The organism is Streptomyces sp. NPDC016845 (assembly GCF_044332585.1).
Taxonomy (GTDB): domain Bacteria; phylum Actinomycetota; class Actinomycetes; order Streptomycetales; family Streptomycetaceae; genus Streptomyces.
The window spans coordinates 52,938-59,720 of record NZ_JBIRPI010000034.1 but is presented as its reverse complement, the minus strand read 5'-3'; the positions used below and the strand labels follow the sequence as shown (position 1 = coordinate 59,720).

7 protein-coding genes and 3 pseudogenes are annotated in these 6,783 nt (G+C 69.1%); 7 read left to right on the top strand and 3 right to left on the bottom strand.

The genetic code is table 11. The features are described 5' to 3' along the window. From ACH4RC_RS39565 to ACH4RC_RS39535, 7 genes and pseudogenes are all read left to right on the top strand, one after another. Nucleotides 1–272 (top strand): annotated as a pseudogene (locus ACH4RC_RS39565) (hypothetical protein); the annotation flags it as partial. After that, nucleotides 269–799: an FAD-dependent monooxygenase gene (locus ACH4RC_RS39560; protein WP_398209434.1), complete on the top strand. Its 531-nt coding sequence runs from the start codon at nt 269–271 to the stop codon at nt 797–799. The pseudogene ACH4RC_RS39565 and the gene ACH4RC_RS39560, both read left to right, overlap by 4 nt. Then, nucleotides 682–981: pseudogene (locus ACH4RC_RS39555) on the top strand (3-(3-hydroxyphenyl)propionate hydroxylase); the annotation flags it as partial. The gene ACH4RC_RS39560 and the pseudogene ACH4RC_RS39555, both read left to right, overlap by 118 nt. A gap of 3 nt (nt 982–984) precedes the next feature. Beyond that, nucleotides 985–1,299 carry a hypothetical protein gene (locus tag ACH4RC_RS39550; protein WP_398209437.1) on the top strand — a complete coding sequence of 105 codons (315 nt, stop codon included), beginning with the start codon at nt 985–987 and terminating at the stop codon, nt 1,297–1,299. Next, entirely contained in the window at nt 1,292–1,441 is a 150-nt protein-coding gene (locus ACH4RC_RS39545; RefSeq protein ID WP_398209433.1) for a hypothetical protein, read from the top strand. Before ACH4RC_RS39550 ends, ACH4RC_RS39545 begins: the two co-directional genes overlap by 8 nt. Nucleotides 1,442–1,918: 477 nt before the next feature. Then, on the top strand, nt 1,919–3,232 hold the full coding sequence (locus ACH4RC_RS39540) for a hypothetical protein (protein WP_398209431.1): 1,314 nt from the start codon (nt 1,919–1,921) through the stop codon (nt 3,230–3,232). Between the two features lie 696 nt (nt 3,233–3,928). Next, complete coding sequence (locus ACH4RC_RS39535; RefSeq protein WP_398209430.1) at nt 3,929–4,117, top strand: hypothetical protein; 189 nt, start codon at nt 3,929–3,931, stop codon at nt 4,115–4,117. Nucleotides 4,118–4,127: 10 nt separating this feature from the next. On the opposite strand, the gene ACH4RC_RS39530 is transcribed toward ACH4RC_RS39535, so the two are convergent. From ACH4RC_RS39530 to ACH4RC_RS39520, 3 genes and pseudogenes are all read right to left on the bottom strand, one after another. After that, entirely contained in the window at nt 4,128–4,898 is a 771-nt protein-coding gene (locus tag ACH4RC_RS39530; protein ID WP_398209429.1) for a glycosyltransferase, read from the bottom strand. A 277-nt stretch (nt 4,899–5,175) separates the two neighbouring features. Then, nucleotides 5,176–5,448 (bottom strand): annotated as a pseudogene (locus ACH4RC_RS39525) (PHP domain-containing protein); the annotation flags it as partial. Between the two features lie 430 nt (nt 5,449–5,878). Then, on the bottom strand, nt 5,879–6,745 hold the full coding sequence (locus ACH4RC_RS39520; RefSeq protein ID WP_398209427.1) for a hypothetical protein: 867 nt from the start codon (nt 6,743–6,745) through the stop codon (nt 5,879–5,881). Nucleotides 6,746–6,783 lie beyond the last annotated feature (38 nt).

The window sequence follows — 6,783 nt, the reverse complement described above, 5'->3', positions numbered from 1 at the left end:
TGAACACCACCATTGGCCCCAGCCCACCCGCGGCGGCGTCCAAGCCGTCCGTATCCAACGACCCCAACCCGCGAATCCGTAAAACAACGGCATTGGGCCTAGTCCTGCTGGCCTATTTCTCCCGCCCGGGCGAGACCTACTGCGGCGGCCGCACCGACCTGAACGTCGGCAACACCGAAGTGCTCGCCGAGAAGATCGCCGACCGCATCGCCTGCGACACCTACCGCATCCAGGCCGCCGACCCCACCCGCACGACTACGACGCGACGGTGAAGCGCAACGTCCGTGAGCAGGACAGCGACGCCCGCCCGGCCATCGAAGGCCGCCCGCCCTCCCTCGACGGCTACGACACCATCCTTTTGGCCAAGACCCATCTGGAACGTCCGAGCACCCATGATCATGACGACGTTCACCGAAGCCCTCGACTTCCGCGACAAGACCGTCCACCCGGTCACCACCTGCGCGCGGGTCCCGTCGGCGCGACCGCCGCCCTGCTGCTCGCCAACTTCGCGATTCCCGTGACTCTGCTCGGACGCCATCGCCGCTCGAGCCAGTCGCCGCGGGCGGTGCACCTCGACGACGAGGTGGCCCGCACACTGTTTCGGGCCGGTGTCGGCGAGGAATTCTTGGCACGGTCCCGGCCGGGCAGCGGCTGCGCCTGCTTGATGCCCGGCATCGGGTCATGGCCGAGTTCCGCCGCGCTCTGCGGCCCTGCGTCAACGGTTTCCCGCAGGCCAACATGTTCCACCAGCCCGGCCTCGACGAATCCCTCCTCCTACGGGTCCGAGAGCACCCGCTGATCAGCTTTTACGCGGGAGCCGAGGTGCACGGCCTCGGGCCGGGGCCGTCGACCTCTGCCCGCGTTCAGGTGAGCGCAGATCTGCTGCCACACGAGCGGACACACACCTTCACGGGGTCTGTGGTCCTCGGCTGTGACGGCGCGGACAGCACGGTCCGGAAACCGGCACGGATCCCGATGGAGGACATGCGGTTCGCCGAACGCTGGCTGGTCGTAGACGTCCGGGCTCGTGCGGGCCTCGACAGCTCGGGCGGCGCCGAACAGGTCTGTGGCCCTTCGTGGTCTGTGACGTTCATGCACGTCGCAGGCGAGCTCTACCGCTGGGAATTCCAGCTGCACGACGGCGAAGCCGAAGCCGACCTGACCACCCCGCGTGCCCTCGGCGCGCTGCTGCGTCCGTGGACCGGGCGCCACGACCTGGCGGGGTTGGAGATCATCCGCGGTACCGGTTACACCTTCCGTGCCGCCGTGGCCGCTCCAGTCGTCGTACGACGTGCTTGACACGTACGGCAACTGCTCGTCCCCCACCGTCCTCCTGGTCCTCGAGCGCCTCCATGCCCTTCAGCAGACACGCGGCCCGATCGTCGCCATGTCCTTCGGCCCGGGCCTCACGCTCTACGCGAGCCTTCTGCACCACCAGTGACGACAGGAGCCAGAGCCCACCACGATCGGAACTGGGTGCTCCTGGCTCAGACAAGACTTTCGTAGCGGTTGATCGACTCGGCCGGGCCGTGACATCCCTACACCGGCTGCGGTCGGACCTCTGACTGGGAACACAGCCGGCACCTGCGCCACGTTGCCGACGAGGCGGTCGGTGGCCATCCGGTGTGCGCGCTGTCGATCCGCCGCCTCTACTGCGAGAACCCCGCAGGCTGCCCCGGTGCGGCTACGCGGGCGTGGCAAGGAAATCACCTTGGACAGAATGAGAGTGAATGTATCTCCCGTTCTCTCTTCCCTCGCCCGCTCCACCCCCCTACGGTATTTCGAGAAGCACTGCCGAAAAAGTCGAGGGGTGGCAGTCGAGGAAATTTGAGGAATTCGTAATTCCTGTCGGCCGTATCAGCGGCGTGCATCGGCATGGATTCGATCACATCGGCAGCACGGGGAAGCAGGAAAAGAAATGGCTGACTTCAAGAACCTTGTTGTCCTTGGCGACAGCATGTCGGACATCGGTAACAAGTGGACGTGGCCCACCGGGGAAATGGGCCGCCTTCTCAACGCGCTGGGTCTCGGCGGGATGCGCGTCAACGAGACCGGCCGCTTCAGCGACGGCAGGAACTGGACCGACTTCCTGGTGGAGTGGGCCACCGGCGAGTCGATCATGTGGGGCAACAAGGACGTCACCCTCGCCGCGTCGTCCCAGCACCGCGCCCTGACGGGCGGCGCGGAGATGTGGGTGAGCGACTGGGAGGCGCCACCGAAGGAGAAAATGGACGCCAAGGCCTACATCAAGGAGCTGGAGGAGCGCGGCACATCCGGGCTCTCCGGCTCCGCCGCGGCGGCCTCGGCCAAGGGGAAGCCCGCCAAGATCTTCCGCTACGTCAACTACGCCATGGGCGGAGCCATCGCCACGCGCGACTGGACGCCCAAGGCCGGGGCCCTGACCACGCTGGACGAGCAGGTCGAGAGCTACCTCTCGCAGCGCAGGAAATACACCGGCCGCTTCGACGGACCCACCCTGCACGTCATCTGGATCGGCCTCAACGACTTCATCACCGCCAAGCGCCCGGACTACCCTCCCAGCCCGACCCTGCCCGCCACCGGCCTCTACGCGGACTGGCTGGCGTGGCGGCAGAACCACCCGGGCGAGGTCAAGGGGCTGAGCGGCAAGGGCGCCTTCCCTGCCGTGGCGGAGATCCAGGCGAGTGTCGAGAAGATCAACGCCGCTTTCCCGGACCGGGCGCAGGACCACCACTTCATGGTGATCGACCTGCCGAGTGTCTACAACGCCTGCCGCTTCATGGAGAACATGCGGAAGGACACGGCGGCGAAGGTCGAGGAGGCGAGGATCATCGAGCCCGTCGTGGTCTCCTACAACACGCTGCTGGCGGACCTGCTGGCCAACTGGCCGGCCGGGCCGCACGCACCGCAGCCGGACCACGCGCGCTACGTGCGGATGAACCGCTGGATGAAGGAGATCAGCACCGACCTGGCGGGCTGGGGACTGGAGAAGGACTTCCAGGACCCCGGAGTCCCCGTGTTCTACACACCTCCTCTACCGGGTGAACCGCAAAAGGACCCTGCGCGCGCTTCCCGCAACCGGATCACCACCAGTGACCTCGGGCATCCCAGCGAGATGGTGTACCGGCTGATCGCCCGCTACTTCACGACCCAGGTCGTCAAAGCGGGGCACACCCTCGGTCGCATCGACGCGAATTCCTGGCGGACCCACGCCCCCGACCAGGAACGGCCATTCGGACTCGTGGGCGACTGACGTACTTCGATGTGCCGCCGAACCATCCGCAACTCCGGACCCTTCGGCGGCACACTCGCGTGTTCGCGTCCTGGGGAACCGAGGGCCGACGCCCAGGATCAATTTTCCGTCGAGCCGTCCAAAGCGTCGAATTCCCGATCTGAGATTCATTTGAGATTCCGTGCTCGTTTTCTGTGCCCGGTAACCGGGCCCTCTCTCATCGGGCGGTAATAATCGTGCCCGCAACGGGTGGGCTCATCTATGCGTCTACGAGCGCCAACTGCGAGCCCTCGACCTGGGCTCCGGCGAGTCCGTGGTGTTGGCGACCGCCGACGACGCCGGCCACGACGCCGCGCTGCTTCCCCCAAGCTTCCACACCTCGTTGCCCTGCGTGATCAGCGAAGTTCGCCGTGCGGCCCAGACGGCCACTACAGCCGCGAGCGAGGAGGGCCGCGTTTTCGCCCCGCGGATCCACGGCAGCGTGTCAGAGCAGCAGGACCGCAGACCGCACGCCACACGAACGATCAACGTAGGGGTACATGACGACTGTTGACGCCATGCATCGTGGTCACCGGCGGTACCGGAACGCTCGCCGCCACGTGCTGCCCCTGCTGCGCGAGGCAGCGCCGACCCGCCCTCTGCGGGTGCTCAGCCGGAGCGCACACCAGGACACCGAGGGGATCACCTACGTCACCGGGGACCTGATGAGCAGCGAGGGTGGACACGGTGCTGCACCTGGTCGGCGGCGCCAAGGGCGACGACGTGGTGGCCGCACATCTGGCCGCGACGCCCCGGGACGTGGGGCCACGGCACCTCGTGCACATCTCGGTGATCGGCGCGGACCGGATGCCGACGGCCTGGTTCGCGATGGCGGCGCGGGGTGACAACCCCTTCACCCCGGGCTAGGAAACCGCGGTCACAGCAACCACTGCCAGCGGGCCACCAGCACCGCCGCGATCAGCAGCAGGACCACGAGTTCCCGCCACAACAGGTGCCGGTCGCTGCGCCGGTCCTGGCGGGTGAGGTCCTGGGCGTGGCGGGCCAGCGCCTGTGGCTCCGGGGCGTCCGGTGCGGAAGCGGTCTTCGTATCGTCGTCGTCGCGCGTCACTGTCCGGCCGCCACCCTTCCCGTCTTCTCGGTCTTGTGCCACTTCAGCTCCGCGTTCCGCATCTCCTGGATGAACGAGGCGACCAGGCACGCGGCGAGCAGCGAGCCGTAGCCGGCAAGGTGCAGGAGTGGTGGGGTCAGCCATCGCAGCCGGGTACCGGTCAGCAGCTTTGCGAACCAGGCGATGGGTGACCTGGAGGTTGCCGCGCGCCCAGCGCAGCCGCTGCTTCCACAGTCCGGCCGGGCTCCCGGGTTCCTCGGCGAGCACCGTGGCACAGCCGTCGAAGACCACCCGGCGCCCTGCCAGTTGGGTCTCGAAGGTGGTGACGGTGTCCTCGGCGAGGGTGGTCGTGTCGATCTGCCCGCCGAGGGCCTCCAGATTGGCGCGGCTGTGCAGTTGGGCGCCGCCGGCCAGGCAGGCGAGGACGCCGAGCACGTTCTGGGCGCGTCGGGCGGCGGCCTGGGCGGTGATGTACTCGTAGGCGATGTAGCGGGTGAGGTAGTTGCCCTCCTTGCCGCTGCCTTCCTTGATGTAGGCGGTCACGGCGCCCACGTCCGGGGTGGCGAGGTGGCGGGTCATGCGCCACAGCGCGTCGCGGTCGAAGACGACGTCGGCAGGCGATGGCGCGCGTCGTCGCGAGGATGAGCGTCTCCAGCGCGACGGCGCGGGTCATGGTGCCCGCGTCGAGCCGTTCGCGCACCGCTTCGGGGTGCGCGGGGCCGTCCGGCAGCGGAAAGCGGTGGTCGGCCACCGCGATGTGAGTGCTGCCGTCGAGGTCGTCGGGCAGGTCGAGGTGGCCCCGCGTGTTCATGATCTTCGCTTCGACCCCGCAGACCAGCCGGACGGGGGTGGTGGCTCGGGCGGCGCGCACGGCGGCCACGTAGTGCGGCAGGTAGGTGCTGTCGGCGCGTACGTGGTCGGTGAGGACCAGGGTGCGCAGGCCGGCGGATTGCGCGGCGGCGACGACGCTTTCGAGCGGGTCGCGGCCGTCGGAGAAGTCGGTGTGGGTGTGCAGGTCGGTGCGGAGCACCGGGTGTGCGAGAGGAACGTGTGCCTGAGGAGAATGTGCTTGAGGAGCATGTGCGTGAGGAGCATGTGCGTGAGGAGCCTGGGGCTGGGGAGCGTTCATGCCGGGCCCTCCGGCACGTTCCGCCGGGGCCCCGGCCCACGGCAGGCTCGCGATGGCAATGGCAATGGCGATGACCAGGACGTGACGCGGGCGGCCGTCCGGGGCGGCAGCCCGCAGAGCGGGGACGACCACGGCGGGCGGCAGCAGGCCGATCATGCCAAGCCTGACCGGGGCTGCACCTTTACAGGCCATCAGGGCCGTGCCAGTCAGGCCGAGTGCCACGACCTGGCGGCTCCAGCCTCCTCGTCGGCGGCGGTCCGGGCGGCACTGCGCGGGCGAGGACGTGGCGGCGCCGTCCCGCGTACTGGCCTCCGCCAGGAGTCGTCCCAGCAGCAGGCCCCCGCCGTGAGCACGGTGGTGGTTGCGGCAAGATGCGTGGCGAGCGAGACACCCGTTTAGGGCGTTTTAGGGCCGTTTAGGGCAGGAGACGTCAAACCTTCCCGATGCCGAGCGTGGTCTCGCGGGGCAGCATGCCTGAGCCGAGGACCTCCAACCAGAGCGGGCCAAGGAGGTCGGCGAGCCGTGTGGTGCCTTCGGCGCCGAGCGCCTGCCAGGGGGAAGCGGCCAGCTCATCGGTGCGGCGCTCGACCTCGGCGCGCAGGGCGTGGCCCGCGTCGGTCGCCGCGCCGTCGGCGTCCAGCAGGCCCCGTGCGGCGAGCCGTTCGCGGGCGGCCGTCCACTCGGGCTCGCTCCAGCCGCGGCTGGCGAAGACCTCGGCCGGTGCCGCGCCGACCGCGGCGAACGACACCAGCGCTTCCACGGAGTCGAGCCCCACGGTCAGGAGGGTGGCGAGATGGCCGTCACCGCGGTGCTCGCGCAGGATCGTCGCGGCCTGCCACAGCACGAGGTGCGGCTCCCGGGGCCAGGGCAGCGCGGCATTGGCGGCGGCGAGCGGGCGGCCCTCGCTGTGCGCGGCCTCCGCCGCCCGGCGGGCGAGCGCGGCAGCCTCGGCGAGATCGGGACTGTCCGTCCGTTCGCCGATGAGTGCGCGGTACGCCCGGTCGACGCCGCGCGTCCTGGCCGCAACCACCTTGTCCGGTGCGGCGACGTCCCAGGCGGCGGGGATGTGCTCGGCGACCATGCGCGGGCTGAAGCTGTAGAACGCCGAGGCCACCTGACGGGCCCCGGGCGCCCCGAGCGGCGCCGCTCGCAAGGCGAAATAGCTCGGCCAGCGCTCGCTGGTGTCGTAACCGAGCGCCTTGACCTCCTCGAAGACCTCGGGAGCGTAGTAGAGGACGGCGTGCAGGGGCTCCAGGAGATGCCACATCTGCCGTACGCGTCCGTTGTCGTTCCCCATGACGATCCCTCTTCCCACGACCCGGCCATCTTGGCATC